The 19,090-nt window shown below is 38.5% G+C and carries 18 protein-coding genes and 1 pseudogene; 5 read left to right on the top strand and 14 right to left on the bottom strand.

Translation table 11 applies throughout. The features are described from left to right. Positions 1 to 39 precede the first annotated feature (39 nt). From tig to LACDD01_RS05775, 7 genes are all read right to left on the bottom strand, one after another. Complete coding sequence (gene tig, locus LACDD01_RS05745; RefSeq protein WP_019292627.1) at positions 40 to 1,323, bottom strand: trigger factor; 1,284 nt, start codon at positions 1,321 to 1,323, stop codon at positions 40 to 42. 153 nt (positions 1,324 to 1,476) lie between these two features. Continuing rightward, entirely contained in the window at positions 1,477 to 1,662 is a 186-nt protein-coding gene (locus LACDD01_RS05750) for a DNA-directed RNA polymerase subunit beta (protein ID WP_017370713.1), read from the bottom strand. Continuing rightward, the gene (gene murA, locus LACDD01_RS05755) at positions 1,655 to 2,938 is read right to left on the bottom strand and encodes a UDP-N-acetylglucosamine 1-carboxyvinyltransferase (RefSeq protein WP_061413669.1); all 1,284 of its coding nucleotides are present in this window, start codon (positions 2,936 to 2,938) and stop codon (positions 1,655 to 1,657) included. Before murA ends, LACDD01_RS05750 begins: the two co-directional genes overlap by 8 nt. Before the next feature lie 72 nt (positions 2,939 to 3,010). Next, on the bottom strand, positions 3,011 to 3,799 hold the full coding sequence (locus tag LACDD01_RS05760; protein WP_061413670.1) for an inositol monophosphatase family protein: 789 nt from the start codon (positions 3,797 to 3,799) through the stop codon (positions 3,011 to 3,013). After that, positions 3,765 to 4,046: a UPF0223 family protein gene (locus LACDD01_RS05765; protein WP_019292631.1), complete on the bottom strand. Its 282-nt coding sequence runs from the start codon at positions 4,044 to 4,046 to the stop codon at positions 3,765 to 3,767. The genes LACDD01_RS05760 and LACDD01_RS05765 overlap by 35 nt, the downstream gene beginning before the upstream one ends. Positions 4,047 to 4,069: 23 nt before the next feature. Then, positions 4,070 to 4,462, bottom strand: coding sequence for a transcriptional regulator Spx (gene spx, locus LACDD01_RS05770; protein WP_003133982.1), 393 nt, complete (start codon positions 4,460 to 4,462; stop codon positions 4,070 to 4,072). A 136-nt stretch (positions 4,463 to 4,598) separates the two neighbouring features. Beyond that, a complete protein-coding gene (locus LACDD01_RS05775; protein ID WP_061413672.1) occupies positions 4,599 to 5,126 on the bottom strand; it encodes an SLOG family protein in 528 nt (175 codons plus the stop codon). A gap of 271 nt (positions 5,127 to 5,397) precedes the next feature. Between LACDD01_RS05775 and recU the strand changes: the two genes are divergently transcribed. Genes recU through LACDD01_RS05790 form a run of 3 tightly spaced genes read left to right on the top strand, consistent with a single transcriptional unit; the run spans position 5,398 to position 8,794 of the window. Further along, positions 5,398 to 6,048, top strand: a complete 651-nt coding sequence (recU, locus tag LACDD01_RS05780; RefSeq protein ID WP_019294163.1) for a Holliday junction resolvase RecU — start codon at positions 5,398 to 5,400, stop codon at positions 6,046 to 6,048. Positions 6,049 to 6,079: 31 nt separating this feature from the next. Further along, positions 6,080 to 8,164 (top strand): transglycosylase domain-containing protein, encoded by a 2,085-nt coding sequence (locus tag LACDD01_RS05785; protein WP_061413674.1) that lies wholly within the window; start codon positions 6,080 to 6,082, stop codon positions 8,162 to 8,164. A 3-nt stretch (positions 8,165 to 8,167) separates the two neighbouring features. Further along, the gene (locus tag LACDD01_RS05790) at positions 8,168 to 8,794 is read left to right on the top strand and encodes an MBL fold metallo-hydrolase (protein WP_061413677.1); all 627 of its coding nucleotides are present in this window, start codon (positions 8,168 to 8,170) and stop codon (positions 8,792 to 8,794) included. Positions 8,795 to 8,892: 98 nt separating this feature from the next. Here LACDD01_RS05790 and LACDD01_RS05795 read toward each other — a convergent pair whose 3' ends face one another. Further along, complete coding sequence (locus tag LACDD01_RS05795) at positions 8,893 to 9,822, bottom strand: glucosaminidase domain-containing protein (protein ID WP_061413678.1); 930 nt, start codon at positions 9,820 to 9,822, stop codon at positions 8,893 to 8,895. Positions 9,823 to 10,006: 184 nt separating this feature from the next. On the opposite strand from LACDD01_RS05795, the pseudogene cysK reads away from it, so the two are divergent. After that, positions 10,007 to 10,931, top strand: a pseudogene (cysK, locus tag LACDD01_RS05800) (cysteine synthase A). A gap of 111 nt (positions 10,932 to 11,042) precedes the next feature. Here cysK and LACDD01_RS05805 read toward each other — a convergent pair. From LACDD01_RS05805 to LACDD01_RS05825, 5 genes are all read right to left on the bottom strand, one after another. Then, the gene (locus tag LACDD01_RS05805; protein ID WP_304438504.1) at positions 11,043 to 12,188 is read right to left on the bottom strand and encodes a cysteine desulfurase family protein; all 1,146 of its coding nucleotides are present in this window, start codon (positions 12,186 to 12,188) and stop codon (positions 11,043 to 11,045) included. A gap of 243 nt (positions 12,189 to 12,431) precedes the next feature. Continuing rightward, positions 12,432 to 12,707, bottom strand: a complete 276-nt coding sequence (locus LACDD01_RS05810; RefSeq protein ID WP_003133973.1) for an HU family DNA-binding protein — start codon at positions 12,705 to 12,707, stop codon at positions 12,432 to 12,434. Positions 12,708 to 12,824: 117 nt separating this feature from the next. Next, positions 12,825 to 13,409 (bottom strand): YpmS family protein, encoded by a 585-nt coding sequence (locus LACDD01_RS05815; protein ID WP_061413683.1) that lies wholly within the window; start codon positions 13,407 to 13,409, stop codon positions 12,825 to 12,827. Further along, positions 13,399 to 14,223, bottom strand: a complete 825-nt coding sequence (locus LACDD01_RS05820; protein WP_061413685.1) for an SGNH/GDSL hydrolase family protein — start codon at positions 14,221 to 14,223, stop codon at positions 13,399 to 13,401. Before LACDD01_RS05820 ends, LACDD01_RS05815 begins: the two co-directional genes overlap by 11 nt. Next, complete coding sequence (locus LACDD01_RS05825) at positions 14,216 to 15,052, bottom strand: DegV family protein (RefSeq protein WP_019292641.1); 837 nt, start codon at positions 15,050 to 15,052, stop codon at positions 14,216 to 14,218. The genes LACDD01_RS05820 and LACDD01_RS05825 overlap by 8 nt, the downstream gene beginning before the upstream one ends. A 167-nt stretch (positions 15,053 to 15,219) precedes the next feature. Between LACDD01_RS05825 and LACDD01_RS05830 the strand changes: the two genes are divergently transcribed. Then, positions 15,220 to 15,873, top strand: coding sequence for a PAQR family membrane homeostasis protein TrhA (locus LACDD01_RS05830; RefSeq protein ID WP_019292642.1), 654 nt, complete (start codon positions 15,220 to 15,222; stop codon positions 15,871 to 15,873). 9 nt (positions 15,874 to 15,882) lie between these two features. Here the strand turns inward: LACDD01_RS05830 and LACDD01_RS05835 are convergent, their stop codons facing one another. Next, positions 15,883 to 18,999 (bottom strand): DNA polymerase III subunit alpha, encoded by a 3,117-nt coding sequence (locus tag LACDD01_RS05835; RefSeq protein WP_061413687.1) that lies wholly within the window; start codon positions 18,997 to 18,999, stop codon positions 15,883 to 15,885. Positions 19,000 to 19,090: the final 91 nt, after the last annotated feature.

A 19,090-nucleotide genomic window follows, 5' to 3' on the forward strand; every position in this document is an offset into this window, starting at 1 on the left:
CCACCAAAGGCTATGAGTTTTTATTTTTATATAAAACAATTATTTAACTTTAACTGAATCTGTGATTGCTTCAACAGCTTTCTTCATTGCGATATCGTGTTGGAGCATGTCAACTGGAAGAAGTTTTTCCACTTGTTCAACAGGCATGTTATATTGTGCAGCCAAGTCAGCAATCTCAGCTTTAACTTCTTCATCTGTAGTTTCGAAGTTTTCTGCTTTAGCAATTGCTTCAATAACAAGGTTTGTACGCACACGTTTACCAGCATCTTCTTGGTATTGTTCGTGCAATTGCTCTTCAGTAGTACCTGTGATTTGGAAGTACATTTCTGGAGAGATACCTTGTTGTTGCATTCCACCAAGGAATTCGTTCATTGCGCGGTGAACTTCTTCGTGAATCATTTCTTCAGGAATTTCTTTGATTTCAGCATTTGCTACAGCTGTTTCGATAGCTGCAGTTTCAACAGCATCGTTATAAGCTTCAGCTTTAGCATCTTCAAGTTCTTTACGGAATTTAGCTTTGAGCTCATCCAAAGTTTCAACTTCTTCGTCAATATCTTTTGCTAATTCATCATCAAGTTCTGGAACTTCTTTTGCTTTAACTTCGTTAACTTTAGTTGCGAATACTGCTTCTTTACCTGCAAGATCTGTAGCTTGGTAGTCTTCTGGGAAAGTCACTTTCACGTCGATTTCTTCGCCAGCTGAAGTGCCAACAAGTTGTTCTTCAAAGCCAGGGATAAATTGACCTGAACCAAGTTCTAAACTGTGGTTCGCACCTTTTCCGCCTTCAAATTCAACACCATCGATAGAACCAACAAAATCGATAACTACTGTATCTCCGTTTTCAGCTTTACCTTCTTTAACAGTCAATTCAGCAAGGTTGTTTTGTTCTTGTGTCAAACGTGCTTCAACTTCTTCATCAGCAACATCTTTAGTTGCTTCTACTGAAACTTCCAAGTTTTTGTAGTCACCAAGTTCTACTTCAGGCTTAACAGTTACTTCAGCTGTCAATTCCCAGTCAGAACCTTTTTCCATTTTAGTGACATCAATTTTTGGTTGAGCAACAGGTTCAATACCTGCTTCTTTTACAGCTGCATCATAAGCAGTTGGCAATACGGCATTCAAAGCTTCTTCGAAAAGAGCTTCTTCACCATACATGCGGTTAAACATTTGACGGCTGATTTTACCTTTACGGAAACCAGGCACTGAGATATTACCTTTTACTTTATTGAAAGCTTTGTCAAGACCGTTTTTGATTGTTTCTTGGTCGATTGAAAATGAGAGTGTACCAGTGTTAACACCAGTTTTTTCAAAACTTGCAGTCATTAATTATTTCTCCTTATTTATGAGCCTTGAGCTCAGAAATTTCATACCTTTCTAGAATAGCATAAAAACTGAGTGAATTCAACTTTTTGAACAATTATTTTTCGCGCTTTTCTTTGAGTTTAAGTCAAAAAAAAAGCTTGCAAAAGCAAACTTTTATGGATTTAAACGTTGCATGACTTCTTGCCATAGGTCGCCACTAAAAACACGGGACGCTTGTCCGCCGCCTAGTACACCATAGCCTAACATCAAGCCCGCTGCACCTGCTATAAGGACAAGTACAAGAACTAAAAAGACTAATGAAAGGCGAACGCCTAATACTTTAATCGTTTTTTTAATCATCAATTTCCTCAAGTTCTGGAACACGTTCAATATCTGCTCCAAGTGATTTTAATTTTTCATGGAAGCGGTAATAACCACGATCAAGGTGACTTAATTTACGTACTGTAGTTTGACCTTGCGCAACCATACCAAGCAAAATTAATGCTGCACTTGCACGTAAATCTGTTGATTTAACTTGTGCACCTTGTAATTTTCGTGTGCCTTGGATGATGGCTGTGTTACGTGTAATATCGACCGTTAAGCCCATACGACGCATTTCTTCTAAATGTTGGAAACGATTTTCAAAAACCGTTTCAATCATTGTTGATTCACCCTTAGCGATAGCTTGAGCCGCAGTCATTTGCGATTGCATGTCTGTTGGGAAACCAGGATGTGGTAAAGTTTTTACATTTGTTGCTTTTAAGATTTCAGGACCAAGAACACGAAGTCCTTCATCTTCTTGGACAAACTCCACACCCATCTCAATCAATTTAGAAATTAAGGGACGGTTGTGCTCACGAACCGCATCTTTGATTAACACATCGCCTTGTGTCATTGCCGCTGCTACCACGAAGGTTCCAGCTTCGATACGGTCTTGTACGACTGCGTGGTTAGCACCATGCATTTTTTCAACACCTTTGATAATAATTGTATCTGTACCAGCACCTTTGACATTTGCACCCATCTTATTGAGCCAATTTGCAAGGTCAACAATTTCAGGCTCGCGTGCTGCATTTTCTAAAATTGTTGTTCCTTCTGCAAGAGTTGCAGCCATCATCAAGTTTTGTGTGGCACCTACTGATGGGAAGTCCAAATAGATATGTGCACCACGTAGTGTTTCAGCCTTAGCTTCAATGTAACCCGCTTCTTGAGTAATTTCCGCCCCCATCAATTCAAAGCCACGCAAGTGGAGATCGATAGGACGTGAACCAATTGAGCAACCGCCGGGCATTGAGACACGAGCATGCCCGTTTCGAGCTAAAATTGGACCCATTACAACGATAGAGGCACGCATTTTACTTACAAATTCGTAGGGTGCTTTTGTTTTTACTTTAGTAGCTGCTTGTGCGTGAACCGTCTTGCTTTCTTCTGAAAACTCTAAGTCAACTCCAAGATGATCCACTAAATTGTTCATCATGTAAACATCGCTCAAGATAGGAACATTACGAAGAATAATTTCTCCCTCGCTTGGCAAAAGTGTCGCTGCAAGCAAAGGCAAAACAGCATTTTTTGCTCCTTCAATTTCTACAGTTCCTTTAAGGCGGGTATTTCCACCCTTGACAATTATTTTATCCATTTATACATTCCTATAATTTCTTTATTCTGAAAGACACCCTAAATTATAGCACAATGAATCTTTTCGTCAACTTTACAGGATTATGTCTGTCCTTTGTATTAGTTGTTCAACTAAATGTGCAGGCAAGCTATAAACGTACTGACGGTCTATAAGATTGGGTTTTGCTCCCTCAAAGGTTTTGGTCACAAAACCGAGCTTTTCGGTCAAAATACCTCCTGCGGCATAATCCCAAGGTTGTAAAAGGCTAAAATAAGCGACAGTTTTTCCTTCAAGAAGGTCCGCATAGGCCATTCCTGCGCTGCCTAACATCCTTACTCCTAAAGTAGTTAAACTAAAGTCCGTTAGTTTATATAAGTTTTTACGATAAATCATTGAATTGATTGAAAGTAGACTTTTTTCAAATGCTTGCGGTTTATATAAAAGCCTTCTATCATTGCAATATACTTCTTGCGCGTTATTCCAATAAAGTTTGTCGGCCATTACATCAAGAATTAATCCAAATTGGGGCTGCCCTTTTTCATAATAAGCCAGCATCACAGCAAAGTTATCCTGCTGCACCACGAAATTTATCGTACCATCAATAGGATCCAAAACCCAAAAATTGTCTTGACTACGGTCAAAAGCTGCTGTATTTCGTCCGGCTTCTTCGGCTAAAATTTTATCCTCAGGATAATTCTTTCTAATTTCTTCAATGATGATTTCTTGAACCTGCTGATCAAAATTTGTCACCAAATCACTAAAATTACTTTTTTGCGAAACTTCCAAAGTTTGATGAATATTATCACGAAGAAAAGCACCGGCTTCTCTCACCCAAGTTTTTGCTTGTTTAAGCTTTTTCAAAGCGAACAAATTGTCTTTCACTCGCTTGTACCTCCTTGACGGCACGATAAAGCGAATAACCACTGCTTTCTTCGAATTCTCGCCCCAGCTGTTTTTCTTGCATCTTGGAAGGTACAATTTTCTTGAATGTTTTATAAGCCTCCAAGAATTCTTCTTTGTCCACTTTACTCTCATAAAAATTTTCCACTTGATTGAAAAAAGAGAGCACTGCAGTCATTTCAGCAGTACTCCAACTTAAATCAAGTGGATATTGATAATTAGCTTTCATTATTTCCACTCTCCCTTATTCATTTAGAAGTCGTTTACGGCACGTTTCATTTCCGCACGACGATAATGACGAGGTAAGAAAGCACGAATCTCGTCTTCATTAAAACCAATTTGTAACAAACGATCATCTGTGATAATCGGACGACGTAAAAGGTTTGGATACTCTGTTACAAGATTAATCAACTCGTTAATGGTCAACTCATCAAGATCCAAAGCAAGCTTTTGAAATATTTTTGACCGAATTGAAATAATATCTTCCGTTCCGTTTTCTGTTTTTGACAAAATTTTACGTAAGTCATCATTTGTCATCGGCTGTGTCAAAATGTTGTGCTCCGTATAAGGGACACTGTGTTTGTCCAACCATGCACGTGCCTTACGGCAACTAGTACATGAAGGCGATAAGTATAAATCAACCACTTTCTTTCCCCATTCTATCTAGGCTGTAACCAATTATTAAACTTGAGCAGCGCTATTATTTGTTACTTATTATACCAAAAATTATAGATTAAAAAAAGTGCGTTTTTTTACTATTGTGTAAGAATTTGTGTCTATGTTACATATTGTTCATATCGTCACAAATTTCTTGTAAATCTTCAAATCTAATCAATTCCATATTATAATTTGATGTCTTTTGCATCCTATCCGTAATAAAATGGAGCCTAGTTTCGTTTTCTTCGTCATATAAAACTAAAGAACCATCTGAATTTTCGAGCAAAAAATCGTTATACTGACGAAATTGACTTGGATTTTCGTAATCTTCGTAAGCATATTTAACATAATCTACATCTTTAAATTCACGCAATTTTGCTTGATTCGCCTCGTTCCAGTTTTTTCCCTGCGTTTCAAAGGGAAAAATACTTGCAATATGGAACTCGTATTCTGTTTGTAATTCTTTAGAAACTTGTAATGCCCAATATTCAAAGCCTAAATTTCCCGTGAAAATAACCCATTTCAATCCTTTGTCCAGATACGCTTCCAATCTTCTTTTAAAGGCTTTTTTGATAATTTTGATTTTGATATCCTTCTCATCAAAAATCCCTAAATCAAAAGCTGTGTAACCTGTAATAAGCAATGTTTTCATAACGGGTCCTTCCTTGCACAATATAAGGCATCATATTTTTTCTTTTCTTGATTATCCAAAAACATCTTTTCTCCTCGTTTATACTTTTTATACGACTTAAGCAAAAATAAAGAGCTATTTTTATTGCTATTATTAAAATTTGAAAGTAAAGAAACTAATCGCAAACTCTACAATAAGATACCATTTTAACTGTAATAATCCAAAAGACAAATAATTTGCTATAATTACATTATACAATAGAAGTAACAATTTAATATATGGAAAAACACACATGCTAAAATATCCTCAAGGATTAAATAAACAAAGAAAAAATTTTTCAGGAAAACAAACAGAGAAAAAAGTGGTGCATAACGCTGCGAAAAGTACTCCGAATATGGTAAAATCTAAATCGGCAGTAAAATTTGGTAAACGTGGTATGAACTTTGAAGCAGAGATCAATGCGACTAATGATTATTATCTTGCACATGATATCGCTGTGATTCATAAAAAACCCACTCCTATCCAAATTGTAAAGGTTGACTATCCCCAACGTAGCCGTGCTAAAATTACCGAAGCCTACTTTAGACAGGCTTCAACTACAGATTATTCTGGCGTCTATCAGGGAAGATATATTGATTTTGAAGCTAAGGAAACCCATCAGAAGACAAGTTTTCCTCTGAAAAATTTTCATGAGCATCAAATCGTCCATATGTCCAAAGTTCTTGAACAAAAAGGCATTGCCTTTGTGCTCTTACACTTTGCCTCTTTGGACGAAACTTACTACTTGCCATCTGAGAATTTGATTCGTTTTTATCAAGAAAAAAAAGGCTTAAAGTCTATTCCTCTTGATTATATTAAGCAACACGCTTATCAAATCCCATCAAATCAGATTCCTAGAATCCCTTACTTGGATATCGTTAATCAACTTTGCGAGGTGAATTAAAATTCCTACTAACAAACGAAAAAAATCAAAAATGAATCGAAATAAAAACACTGCAGTTAAAAGATCTCTCATTTCAACATTGAAATGGGCTTTAATTCTGATTTTTTCAACAATTATTCTGACTTTTGTTGCTGCTGGTGCGCTCTTTATTTATTACGCAAAAGATGCGCCGAAATTAGATATGAGCAAATTAGAGTCACCCCCATCAACGGTCGTTTATGACAAGGATGAGAAAGTAATTGCTACTCTTGGTGCGGAACAACGTGATTTAGTACAGACTGATAATATACCTGTCATGCTTGTTAATGCTGTAACCTCAATTGAGGACCGTCGCTTTTTCAATACACGTGGTGTTGACCCAATACGTATTGCTGGTTCTTTAGTCAATAACTTACGTGGTGGACATATGCAAGGTGGTTCTACCTTAGATATGCAGTTGATTAAACTGTCTTTCTTCTCTACTGACTCAGCTGACCAAAACATGAAAGTCAAAATTCAAGAAGCTTGGCTTGCCTTACAGCTGGACCAAAAATGGTCAAAAGAGCAAATCTTTACTGCTTATGTCAATAAAGTCAATATGGCGAATGGTTATTACGGTATGGGGACAGCTTCTCAAGCTTACTATAATAAACCGTTAACAGACTTGTCTATCGCACAGTTAGCCCTACTTGCGGGTATGCCACAAGCACCAAATACTTATAATCCTTATAAAAACCCAGAAGCTGCGAAATATCGTCGCGATTTGGTAATCAATGCGATGTACCGCAATGGTAAAATCACGGAGAAACAAAGAGATGAAGCCATCAATACACCAATCGATGACGGTCTTCAAGACTTGAAGAGCGGTGTAAATATCCCCGACTATGCCAATGACTTCATCAATGAAGCCATTAAGCAAGCCAATCGAGAAACAGGAACAGATGCGCCAAATGCTGGCTTAAAGATTTATACTACGCTTGACAGCAAAGCGCAGGAAAATCTATTCAACATTGTCAATACCAATGATTCTGTACCATTCACTGATGACGAACTTCAAGTTGCTTCAACTTTGATTGATACACAGACAGGTGGCGTTGCTGCCCAAATCGGTGGACGTAAGCAAGAAATCGTTCCTTTTGGCTCAAATCAAGCTACAGAACCCACTCGTGACTGGGGCTCAACGATGAAGCCACTCATAGACTACGCACCTGCCTTTGAAAATGGCATTTATACAAGCACTGCCCAAACCATTTCCGACTCAGGTCCTTACTTCTATCCCGATGCTCAAAATATTCAACTGAACAACTGGGACAATCAGTATCTAGGAAACATCTCCGTACGACAAGCTTTAGCTCTTTCACGTAATATCCCGGCTATTAAAACTTTAGCTGCTGTAGGATTAGATAATGCGACTGCCTTTGCCAATAAACTTGGCTTTAAGTATCCTGTACAAACTGGTACCGATAGCGAAGGAAAAGCCATCTATGAGCCGGGAAATATGGTCTTCTCAAATGGTATTTCTAGTAATTCAATCAGCACAGATTCTCAATATGGTGCAAGTTCTGAACGTATGGCTGCTGCCTATGCTGCTTTTTCGAACGGTGGTATCTACACAAAACCTTACTATGTTTCGAAAATTGTAATGCCTGATGGCTCGACAAAAACTTATGAGCCAGAGCGTACGCGTGCGATGAAGTCTTCAACTGCTTATCTTATTACTGATATCCTCAAAGATGTTATCAAAGGAAATGACGGCACAATACCTGCTCTTTCTACAGGTCTTTATGCACAAACTCCTGGACTTCCTGAAGCAGGGAAAACAGGAACTTCCAACTACGATGATGCTGAATATCCTAAAGCTCTTGAAACAGCTGGAATCACGCAAGCTCAGCTCCAAGGTGGTTCAATGGCACCAGACGAAAACTTTGTTGGTTACACACCACAATATTCTATGGCTGTATGGACCGGTTATAAAAATAGACTACAACCTGTCTATGGCGAAAATATGTATATCGCTGCTAAAGTTTTCAAAGCAATGATGACAGATTTATATCCTGATCCAACATCTGTTGCAGACTGGCAAATGCCAAGCGATGTCGTAAAACAAGGTTCTGACCTTAGTGTAACAGGAAATTAATTTATGATAATCGAGAAAATCGTTAGTGAAATTGCTCAGGAAAATGCTTATATCCTGAGCAATTCTGCTTTTAGTATACTTATTGATCCTGGCAGTCAACCAGAAAAAATTATTGCAAAACTCCAAGAGATTGACAAGCCTTTAACTGCTATTCTCTTGACTCATGCACATTTTGACCATATCATGGGGCTTGATACCCTCAAGCAAGCCTATCCTAATGCTCAAGTTTATCTACATGAAAATGAAAAAGAGTGGCTCAAAAACCCCGAGCTTAATGCTTCAGCTTTAATGCTCCCCTTTCCTGTCACTTGTAAGACTAATATAGATGAATATTATGTCTGTGATACACCTTATAATCTCTCTGGGCTAAAATTCCACGTGCGCTACACACCCGGGCATTCTATTGGGGGGATTAGTCTTGTTTTCGAAGAAGAGGAGCTTATTTTTTCCGGTGATGCACTTTTTGCTGGTGCGATTGGAAGAACAGATCTTCCAAGTGGGAATCACACACAATTACTACAGTCCATTGAGGCAGAACTTTTTAGCCTTCCCGACGACTATACGGTTTATCCAGGGCACGGTCCAAGCACAACGATTGGAAAAGAAAAACTTTATAATCCATTTTTCTAATATAAAAAAGCCCCATTGGGCTTTTTTATATTAAGCTTAGTAAGCTTTCAGAATTTCCCTCAAAAAAACATCTCTATATTAATATAGAGATGTTTTTATTATACAGATAATGTTTGGCCAGGATAGATATTTCCTGTAATACCGTTCATTGCGGCAAGTTCATCTGCTGTTCTTCCATAAACAGAGGCAATTGATGTTAAAGTATCACCTGATTGAACAGTATAAGAACTAGAAACGGTGCTTGTTGCCATCGTTGAAGCACTTGTAGTTGAAGTTGTCGTCGTTGCACTAGTCCCAGCTGTTGGTATCTGGAGAACTTGACCTTGCATGATGTGATCTGTAGCTGAGAGACCATTTTGGGAAAGAATTGCATCCATTGATACACCATAGTGTGCTGCAATATCATAGACTGTATCACCTTCTTGAACAGTATAAGTTTGTGTACCGTATGAACTTGTATCTGTAGAAGTTGTAGTTGTCACATAGCTTGTTGTTGAAGTTGTAGCGACTTCTCCGCCATCATAAGCTGTTAAACCATATTGCGCGATAACAGCATTTAATTTTGAGGCATAATTTGGATCTGTAGCATAGCGTCCTTGCAACCAAGCGGTTGCATCTTGATAAGAGCTTGTATTTTCACGCCAAACACCTGAATACAAGAAAGAGCCACGTAATAAACGTGCTTGTGCAGCACAAGCCTCTGCAACTGAAGCATAAGCTTGGAAAGGTTCCACGACATTATGCATTTGTCCGTCAAGAAATTCTTGTGTAGGCAAATAAACTGGATTTCCTGAAGTGTATTTCACACCGAAAATATTATTATAATTTACAGCTAGTGCACTTTGTCCAGCACTGCTTTCCAAAATACCTTGGGCAATCATAACAGAGGGGTAAAGACCATATTCGTTTGCGACTGGAATTGCTGCTTCAGCCAACTCTTGTACTGACATTGCTTGTGCTTTCACAGCCCCAAGACTTGTAAGGGCTACAGCAGCTGCGCCAAATAAAAATTTGTGTTTTGTATTCATCTTATAAAAACTCCATAAATAAAATATTCATTATTTCTAAGTATATACTATTTATTATCTAATGTAAAACTATATAATCCTTGATATTATATTTTTATAGCGCTTATTCGCTTTTTTTATGTAAAACTGATAAAGTAGGTTTTATAATAAGAAGCAGGATCATCAAAGATAAAAGGAGAACTCTATGTCTAAAATTTATGAAAATATTACTGAACTCATTGGGCAAACACCCGTTATCAAGCTTCGCAATCTTCCTGAAGACAGTGCTGAGGTTTACGTTAAACTTGAGGCATTTAATCCTGGAGGATCAGTAAAAGACCGTATTGCCCTCAATATGATTCGGCAAGCAGAGCGGGATGGACTACTAAAAGAAGGTGGGACTATTATTGAACCAACTTCTGGAAATACTGGAATCGGACTTGCTTTTGTCGGAGCTGCTTTAGGCTACAAAGTTGTGATTGTCATGCCTGAAACCTTCTCACTTGAACGCCGTAAATTAATTCAAGCTTACGGTGCTGAACTTATTTTAACTCCAGCTGCTGGAGGAATGAATGAATGAAGCTATTGCTACAGCAGAACGTCTTGCAGAAGAAAAAGGATGGTTCCTTCCACTTCAATTTGACAACCCGGCTAACCCAGCTGCTCACGAAGCCACAACAGCTGTAGAAATACTGGACGTTTTTGGTGAAACAGGTTTGGATGCTTTTGTGGCTGGTGCGGGAACCGGTGGAACTATTTCTGGGGTTTCTCATGTACTGAAAAAAGCGAATCCTAAGCTCAAAAGTTATGCGGTAGAACCTGCAAGTTCTCCTGTCTTAACAGGCGGGCAACCACAGCCCCATAAACTTCAAGGGATTGGTGTTCCTTTTATCCCTAAAGCTTTGGACACTTCTTCTTATGATGAAGTAATTGATGTCCCTGTGGAAGAAGCTTTTACTACTGCTCGCGAAATTGGTTTTAGCCAGGGCTTCCTTGTAGGGATTTCAAGTGGTGCAGCAATTTGGGCTGCTCTTGAAGTTGCGAAAAAATTAGGCAAAGGAAAGAAAGTATTGACCTTGTCTGCCGACAATGGCGAGCGCTACCTCTCTACAGAACTCTATGATTTTTAATTCTTAAACTCTTAACTTAAGAGAAACATCAATAGTTGTAATTTAGCCACGTCTTTACTTAAACAACAGATAAAAAAGCTCCGACACTTAATCGGGGCTTTTATTCTTTTATCAATTCGCTACTTTAAGCATTTCTTGATAAATATTGCGGAAGATTGTAAGAAAGGCTTCAATCTCTAACATATTATTTGTATGGTCCAGACTAACACGTACAGCGCTGGTTGCAAGATCAGGTTTGACATGCATAGCCATAAGTGTGCCGGCAGCAGCATTTTTCTTCGAAGAACATGCAGATGTTGTTGAGATGAAAATCTCATGTTTTTCAAAAGCATGAACAACAACTTCTCCTCTAACTCCACGAATTCCAAAGGTCAATATATTGGGAGCAAAGTCATCCATTTCTGAAAAAAGGATAATTTTTTCTTGCTTAGAGAGTTCCTCAAAGATGATTGCTTTCATTTGACGAATTTTCTCAACTTTATGATCAAAATCAGATAGTGCAAGACGAAGAGCCTTAGCTGTAGCAGCGATACCAGCAACATTTTCAGTCGTCGAACGCCTGTTATTTTCCTGACCACCGCCATGTAAAAGAGGGGCTAAGCGTTTCCCTGATTTAATATAAAGAAAACCGACACCACGTGGCCCGTGGAATTTGTGCGCTGAAAATGTTGCAAAGTCCACACGTTCCAACATAAAGTCCTCAACAGCTATTTTACCAATGGCTTGGACAGCATCGATGTGGAAAGAAATGGTAGGACGATTTTCCAAGAGTTTAGCGATTTCTTTGATTGGTTGAATAGAGCCTATCTCGTTATTTACGGCCATGACAGATACCAAAATTGTATCTTCGCGGATTAATCCCTCAAGCTCTGAAACTTTAACAAATCCCCGTTCATCAACAGGTGCTTCATCAATTTCAAATCCTTGCGTAGCTAACCATGCTGCAGTATTTTTAACTGCAGGATGTTCTATGGCTGAGATAATGATGTGCTTCCCAAATCTTTCTTTTTCATATGCCACACCTTTTAAGACCCAGTTATCGCCTTCTGTTCCACCACTCGTGAAGAAAATTTCCTCTGCATTAACATGAAGTAGATCCGCGATTTGACGGCGTGAAGCCTCCAAAAGACGTGTTGCAGTTATTCCTAAACTGTGCAAGCTCGAGGGATTTCCCATGATTTTAGTGGCTACATCTGTATATGTGCGTAAAACTTCTGGATTTATAGCGGTAGTGGCTGAATTATCAAAGTAAATGATTTTAGTTTCCCCATTTCTGAATAACATTTAGCAACTTCCTTAGCTTAAGCAGCGGAAGCATTTTTTCATCCTTACATTCTATCACTTTTTTCTCGCTTTTTACAGCTTGAAAATCATTATGTACTCAACTGTTATCTTCATTCTGTTTTACTGTAAGTAAACATGCAAGAGCTACAAATTTTTGTACTCAAAGACAATAAAAAATACCATGGTTAACCACGGTATCAGTATTTCTACGCTAGATTATTTAACAGCGTCTTTCAAAGCTTTACCAGCTTTAAATGCAGGAACTGTAGTTGCTGCGATTTGGATAGCTGCACCAGTTTGTGGGTTGCGTCCTTCGCGAGCTGCACGTTCACGAGTTTCGAAAGTACCGAAACCGATAAGTTGAACTTTTTCTCCTTTTGCGAGGAATTCAGTTACTGATTCACCGAAAGCGTTAACTGCTTTTTCAGCATCTTTTTTTGTCAATCCAGCTTTTGCTGCAACTTCAGCAATAAGATCTTGTTTGTTAGCCATTTTAAAAATGTCCTCCATATTTTGTTTTACCTGTTCTTATTAGGCACTTTTCATTTTATCAAATGTTGTGAACCTTTGCAAGCCTAAACAGCGTTTTTCTGCGGTTTTTAGCTGATTTTAAGGTTGAATCATCAAATTAAAAGTAAAGTTTCCACTGACTAAATCTAACTGATTTGCTTTTAAATATAAATTATCTGCTAAAGTAAGTTGTGGCAGATGTAATATGACTTGATCCTTCGTCGGTAAGACTTCCACAAAGCCTGGTAGCTTAATGCTTGACTTCACATAAGCGAGAACAGCACTTGTTGGTAAGTTCAATGACCCTGCCGAAACATTCTTCACCTGAAGTGCAACAGAACCATCATTTAAAGCCAAAGGCTCAAAGTAAATATAGAGTGGAATTTTTTGGCCAAAAAGTTGGTAAGAAGCTTCTAAAACAGCTTGACTATTTGATAGATAGAATTTATAACTCATGTCTGAAGTCTGAAAATCTTGCAGATAAGTATTGATAAGCTGGTTTAACTGGTCCCGATTAGTCGTTATTTTAGCGACTTCTGTCGTCTCTTTAGGCTTACTTACTTGCCCCAAAGATTGTTGGTCCCGCACATTAAATACACGGCTCGAAATAAAAGCAAAAGTTCCAATATTAATTGCTAATAGAGCAAGGAAGAGCCATTTCCAGATTGTTTTTTTATTTTTCATTGATCACCTGATATTCTTTAAATACTGCATCAGCCATGATTTGATAGCCAATATTGTTGGGGTGGAAACTATCTGCTGTATAAAGGAGATCATTGATTTGAGACTGGCTTTCAGAAATCCCTTTCTCCCCTCCGATTCCTTTGTAAAGCAAATCGTTAATGGCAATAAAACTCGTATTTTTTTCTTCTTTTACCGTTTCCTCTGTTGCGATATTCCAATTATTAATGATTGTTTGTAAGGCTGTTATATTAGGAAAATTCATATAGAAAGGATTATAAATCCCTAAAACATAGACATGAGCCTTAGGATTATTTAGCCGAATAGTCTCAAAGATTTTTTTCAGCTCATTTTGATAATTACGCGCAGGTTGTTCAAAGTCTTTTTCTTTAAGTTTTGAAAGATGAGCAGCATTATCCCGGATAACTTTCATAACATCATTCCCACCAACAGTCAAAGTGATAAAATCTGCATTTTTTATAGCAGTTTGGATTTCTCTATCCTGCATTTTTTCATAGATTTGGGTACTTGTATCACCTGCATGACCAAAGTTTTGTGACTCTACTTTTCCTGTGGTTTGGTTTTCTACCTCTTTTGCTAAAAGAGGGACGAAACCACCTTGGCCTGTTGCATCACCAACCCCTTCTGTTAATGAGTCTCCCAATGCCACGTAATTCACGATTTTATCTTGATCCTGTACTTCTTCTTTTAAACGGTTGCCAGCTGGAGTACTCATCAAAGAAAGCAAACAGAATACAAGTAAACTTGCTAGCAAAAAGCCAGCAAGTTCAAGAATAATTTTCAGTTTTTTATTCATAATCAATCATTACAGCCCAAGCACCCGGTCCTGTATGAGTAGCAATAGTAGAGTTAGTATCGAGGATAGAAATTGGTTTTTCAACAAATTTTTGCAAAGCTTCCTTCGCTTTATTAGAAAAATCAAGTCCTTCTACATGTGAAATGCCAATCTCACGAATTTTACGTCCAGAGTTTGCGATGTGTTCTACCGTTTCATCTAACCATTTGGTAAATGTCTTATTCCCACGTCCTCGTGTCATTACACCTAGCTCACGGTTTTTTAGTTCCATCACGATACGTACATGCAAGAGACTTCCCACGATTCCGGTTGTACGACTGATACGTCCGCCTTTAACCAGGTTTTCGAGCGTCGAAATCCCAATAAACAGTTCTGTATTTTCACGTACATGATTAATTCTCTTCAAGATTTCTTCTTTTCCAAGACCTTCTTTAGCCAATCGTGCGGCTTCCACTACTTGGAATTTCAAACCTTGGTCCGTAAAATCACTATCAAGAACTGTTACATCACGGCCAGATAGCATTGCCCCTTGACGCGCTGCTTGTACTGTACCGCTTAAACTTTCAGTGATGTGAATGGAAATAATCGCATCTTCTTCACTGGCAATTTCTTCATATTTTTCTGCAAAGACCCCTACAGGAGGTTGGCTTGTTTTAGGCAATGCCTTAGAAGCCTTCATTTTTTCCATAAATGAGTCCAAGGGTAAGTCTGAATCAAGGTAAGTTGTCCCGTCAATAGTTACCGACAATGGAACTACAGTAATATCAAGTTCTTCTACTAATTCTGGTTCAATAGTTATTGATGAATCTGTCACAATTTTAATTGTCATATTTTCTCCAAATCAAAATAAAAAGACTTCGATTTCTTTTCTAAACAATCTATGTTAATATATATTAATATTATACCAAATGAACTGCAATTTCGCTAATCCTCTTTTTCAAATTTATAAATATTTTGATTTTAGAAAGCGAAATTATTATGGAAAGAAGGAGATCAATGGAAAAGCCAGCTTCTCGCGCTTATCAAATTGTTGACCAGGTCTTTAATGCCATCACACACGGAGTCGGCACTGGTCTTGCTATTACAGGACTTGTTTTACTCATACTTAAAGGAGTAGCCAATCATTCACCGATACAGATTGTTGCTTTCTCAATTTATGGAGCCTCTCTTGTACTACTTTTTCTCTTTTCAACTTTGGCACACAGCCTACACTTTACACGCGCTCAAAAAGTTTTTCAAGTTTTTGATCATAGCGGTATCTTTTTACTCATCGCAGGAACTTATACCCCTTATTGCCTCGTTACATTAGGAAATTGGCTAGGCTGGGGAATGTTAGCACTTGTTTGGCTTTGTGCGATCTTGGGAATAGTCGTTACAGCTATCTACCTTCCACGATGGAATACCGTGCCTAGAGGTTCAACTGTCCTTTATATTGTTATGGGATGGGTCATCCTCTTTGCCATTTACCCTCTCTGGCAGCTTCTGCCTGCCTATGGCTTCTGGTTTCTCGTTGGAGGAGGCGTAATTTACTCTGTCGGTGCAATTATATACCGTTATAAATTCCCTTTCGCTCACGTGGTCTGGCATCTTTTTGTTCTTGGTGCTGCAATGCTGATGTGGTTCTCCATCTATGGTTATGTGGGATCATGAGAAAAAACGCTATTTATAAACAGCGTTTAAGACATAGGTTTTCAACTTGTTCAAAAGTAAATCATTTTCTTCCACATAGACTTGAGTCTGTGTGGTTTTTTTTGTGTCAGCAAAATGCAAAATGACTTGTATTCCTCCAGGAAACTCCCGTAAAATTCGAGAAATATGCGTATTATGACTTGCATCTTCAAGATTCAACCAAAGTTTACGGTCTGTCTCTTCTACTTCGATGACACGATCAGCTAGCATCTGTAAAGCATCATTTCTTTCAGAAACTTTGCCAGAAATTAAATAAAATTTTCCTTTTTCGAGATTTGCCATAAACCGCCGATAATTTTCTGGGAAAAGTGTAATATCAAAATTTTCTTTACTGTCAGTTGTGGATAGGAAAGCCATTGTCTCTCCTGTCTTTGTACGATGGGTACGCACAGTAAGTAGCTCGACTAAAACAGTCGCTCGCTTATTTTTTTGCAAATCAGTCAGTGCTGTAAAATTTGTTTTCAGTTTAAGTGCTAAAGTTTGCAAGGGGTGTCGCGTAATCCCTACACCTAAAAACTGCTTTTCATACTCGTATTTCTCGGATTGCAGATAATCTTCTGCATCTTGAAAAGAGAATTTTAAGGCAGATGCACCGAAGAGATCCAGTTGAATATTTTGACTATAATCAATGAGAGTTGATAAGTTTTGAGCCAGCTTCCCTCTGTTCATGTCTTGGTCATCAAAAGCTCCAATCTGTACAAGTGGTAGCAAATAATCTTCTTTCTGGAAATTTTGAGGTAAACTTTTCACCAAATCTGCTAAATCACTAAAGGGCCTATGTTCAACAATCCAAAATGCCATATCTCGTGGAATGCTCCGTACATTTGCTAAGCCCAAGGCGATTTTACCATTTTCTACTCTATCATGATAAGGCATCCGATTGATGGAAGGTTGCTCCATTTGAAAATCATTATCCAAAGCATCTTGAATCATGCTCTCTCTTTTACGGTCTCGAAGCTGAACCTCATAAAATTCATCGGGATAATTCGCCTTGAAATAAGCGATTTGAAAAGCTAGAGCAGCATAAGCATAGGCATGAGAACGATTAAAACCATAATTAGCAAAACGTTCAATCAGACGATATATCTCCATCGCTTGTGCTTCAGTGTGCCCCAACTTTAAGCTTCCTGCTAAAAATTCGGCTTGGAGTTCTTCAAATTCTTTTCCTTTTTTCTTTGAGATTGCACGGCGGAGCAAGTCAGCCTTACCCAAAGAGAAGCCGGCAAAGCGTTGTGCAACTTGCATGATCTGTTCCTGATAAATCATAATGCCATAGGTTGGCGCTAATATTTCTGTCAGTGTCTCGTCAATGACTTCTACTTTTTCCTGTCCATGTCGGCGGGCAACGAATTGGGGAATAAACTGTGAAGGGCCTGGACGGAAAATAGATGTCGCATCAACAATATCCTCAAACTTTGTTGGAGCTAAATTACGCAAAAAGCGTCTCATCTGTGGATTCTCAAATTGAAAAATACCTAGAGTATTTCCAGCCCGGAAAAGTGCTAACGTTTTGTCATCTTCTAAATCTATGTGCAAAGGATCGATGTGAACATTTTTTCGTTTTTGTACTAATTCACATAATCGCTCAATTATCGTTAAATTTCGTAAACCCAAAAAGTCGATTTTCAACAGACCAATTGCTTCAACATCCGGTGCCTCATATTGTGTCAAGGCCAAATCATCGGATGGTTTTAGAGGCACGTAATTGACCAAGGATTCTTGGCTTAACACCACGCCTGAAGCGTGTGTCGATGTTTGACGCGGTAAGCCTTCAATACGAGTAGCTATCTCATACACCTTCTGCAATCGACTGTCGCGTAAAATTTCAGCCTTAAGTTTAGGATTTTCCTCGTACTCATCACGAAGCGAACCAAACCGTTGTCTCAACATGCGTGTGAGAGAAGAAAGCTCAGCTTCGTTCATCCCAAAAGCCTTTCCGACATCACGTAAAGCTTGTCGTTTACCTAAGGTCGAGAAAGTCACGATCTGCGCCACATGGTCGCTACCATAACGCCGCTTCATATAAGCAAGCAACTCGGACCGTTTGGTATCAGGCATATCAATATCGATATCGGGCATTGCTACACGTTCAGGATTAAGGAAACGTTCAAAGAAGAGATTATTTGCCACCGGATCAACATGAGTGATACCTAAGGTATAAGCCACCAATGACCCAGCAGCAGAGCCACGCCCCATGCCGCAATAGATGTCGTTTTCACTTGCATAGCGTAATAAGTCGGCAACGATAAGGAAATAGTCATCGAAGCCCATTTGATGGATGACCGATAGTTCATGATTGAGACGTGCACGATAGTCTTCTCCTGCAGGCAGATTGACTTCTGCTCTTTCACGAAGAAGCTCTGCTGCATTTCTTTGTTTATCAAACTGAGGCAAGCCTAACTTCTCACTAAAGTCATACGCAATATTTGCAACTAAGTTTTCAAGATTATCTAAGGCTTGAGGATAATTCTTAGCATATAATTTTTCGTAAATTTCTGGTCTCTGCAAAAGTTGGTCATTTGACAAAGTCAACTCTTGATTGTAAGGTATTAAATCACGAATCGCATGTAGAACTTCAAGGCTTTCATTATCGACCTGTGACAAGTAGCGCACAGGCTGAAAAGGAAGGTACGGAAACTGAAGCGAAGTTCCTCCAGCACCTGTAGGCAAGATGCCAATATATACTTCTGCTTGAATCTGTGAAAGGGCTGAGAGATTCGCATAAGACTCTGGTACCACTAAAACGACATCATTTAAAAAACTCTCAATATCAGAAAAACGGTGACGACCGTAATTATGACTGGAAGAGATTTTTAAAAGATTTTTATACCCCTCAGTATTTTTAGCAATAAAACTAAAGGATACAGGTAAACTGTCCAGCTCAAAAACAAGCTCAACCCCAATAATGGGCTGTATGTTTCTCTTTTGTGCTTCAATCGCAAAGTGATAAGCACCATGTAAATTTCCGACATCACAAATGCCGAGCTGTTTATAGCCCATTTTTTCTGCCACATTCAGATAATCATCTACTCGGACAACACTATCTAAAAAACTGTACTCTGTTTTGGTGTTGAGTTGTGCAAACATTTGGCCCCTTTCTCCTTTGTTTTTATACTTTTTTCGCATAATTCTTGAATTTTAGCTCTAATAGTATTATACTTTATTTTGAAGAAAAATC

The organism is Lactococcus sp. DD01, assembly GCF_001578715.1.
In the GTDB taxonomy this organism is placed as follows: domain Bacteria; phylum Bacillota; class Bacilli; order Lactobacillales; family Streptococcaceae; genus Lactococcus; species Lactococcus petauri.